Source organism: Pseudoalteromonas sp. A757, assembly GCF_004103285.1.
Lineage (GTDB): Bacteria > Pseudomonadota > Gammaproteobacteria > Enterobacterales > Alteromonadaceae > Pseudoalteromonas > Pseudoalteromonas galatheae.
Map to the genome: position 1 here is coordinate 1 of NZ_QNQN01000038.1, position 1,823 is coordinate 1,823.

Annotated in this window: 3 protein-coding genes; all 3 read right to left on the reverse strand. The window is 40.2% G+C overall.

The window, feature by feature from the left end; translation table 11 throughout:
• The coding region (locus tag DRB05_RS00265) for a GAD-like domain-containing protein (protein ID WP_275660252.1) at window positions 1-314 on the reverse strand (314 nt) is incomplete at its 3' end.
• A gap of 114 nt (window positions 315-428) precedes the next feature.
• Complete coding sequence (locus tag DRB05_RS00270; protein WP_128725176.1) at window positions 429-1,220, reverse strand: PoNe immunity protein domain-containing protein; 792 nt, start codon at window positions 1,218-1,220, stop codon at window positions 429-431.
• Between the two features lie 9 nt (window positions 1,221-1,229).
• A partial coding sequence (locus DRB05_RS00275) for a PoNe immunity protein domain-containing protein (RefSeq protein ID WP_128725177.1) occupies window positions 1,230-1,823 on the reverse strand: 594 nt, incomplete at its 5' end.

Genomic DNA, 1,823 nt, shown 5'->3' on the forward strand with positions numbered 1-1,823 from the left:
TTTTTACCCCAAATATACATTTTTCCAAACGCATCTATTGCAATGACATAGAAACTATCTACACCGTCATTTTGCATTTTTTCGAATTGAGTTCCTCTTAACCACTCAGTCAAGATATCTTGATAATCTTTTGGATTCACCATCCATAAACGGCCTTTCCCCCAACCACAAAAGCCGTATTCTTTCCAATACTCAAGTAAATTATTAGGTAAAGTACCTTGGTAATATTGGGTTTGCTCATCTGTTGGTTGAATCGCTTCTATCGCTGGGCCAAACCCACCAAAGTGATAAAAATTGTCAAAAAACTTATTCATTATTTGCACCTATGTAGGTGTATATTTAACTTACTCGGACTAAGTATAAATAATGTGTTTTGTGCCTCAATACTCATATCTGAAAGGGCCCCATTAATATTTGTATGTAGGGGGTTATCTGAGTAAATCAACCGGGACATAACCGCTATCTTCTAAAGATTCTCTTGGTATTTCTAGAACATTAGCGACTAAAGCTAATTCAAAGCACCAATAACCAATATAATAATCCGTGTACTCGAATTCGCATTCACAATTGTGATTATCATGCCAGTCCGCCAAGCCCTCTAACTTACTGTACCAATTTTGTGCAAATTGGTTGAGTAAATCAGGCTGTTGTTCACTGGGTACTGTCAAAGCGAGTGAAAGGTTTTGATAAATTTCAGGGTAGTAGAGTGTGGGCGAAATAGGTCTATCGTTATCACCAAGTGCAATGGCTATATTATCAAGTAAGGTGTCTTTGCCGCGTTCGCCAATAACGTCTAGCACTTCTTGAATATGAGCTTGAGCGACATCACAGGCTTGTAAGAGTGCCAGCCACCACAAAGTGTAGATATAACGATTGATATTAGGGGAGCCGACAGCATCAATTTGCCCGCCTAGCTTTTCAAAAGCATAGCGATATATTTGATGATTTGCAGGTAACTTATCACAGTAGTGTGTCAGTTGTTTGCGATACGGCAAAATCGCTTCGGTATAGCGCTTAACATCCCCAAGGTGAGCACCGTATGAGTAGTGCGCTACCGCTCGCATAATCGCGAGCTGATATATACGCTGGGCAACATTAACTCGCTCGCTAGGTGTGGTAAAGTTACCTGCATCGAGGGCTTCTTGTGTTTCTTTGATGCCAACTTCAATGTCGACTAAGAATGCTTCGAAATAATCGTTACTTCTCCGTGTATCGCGCACCTTTATCTCCTACTGATTATCTTGCCAATGTACGAGGTCTTTGGGGTAGTATGGGTGGTCAATAAAGCTGCTATCATCAATATTGAATAATTTAACAACAAGCGCAATTTCCCAGCACCAATAGCCAATGTATGCATCTGTATCCATTAAATGATAATCAGGGCTACCCTCCAAGACATACCAAGCCTCTAGATAGGCTTTTGCAAGTGCTGGACGTTGCTCTGGACTTCCTTCAACTACTTTGTACAGCTTACCGAAACGTTTTTTGAACAGAGTATCCGCTGCTATTTCACGATTAGTGTCACCTAGGATTATAGCAATTTTATCAAATAGTGCGTCTTGACCTTGATTACCGATAAGACTCAGCACTTTTAGGTAGTATTCTTTATCCATATTTAAACAGTAAGCGAAACTCAACCATTTAAGATGATCTTCGAGGTAATCTTCTCTTAGTTCTTCCCAGCCAATTCGTTCTACTTGCTCTTTATCTGGCAAGGCGTCAGCATAGTCCTTTTGCCATTGGCGGTAGGTCAACATATTTAATAAAAGTGGCTTAAATTCTGAGAGATCATCGCCGCGAGAGTATTTCTGATGAAGAAGATA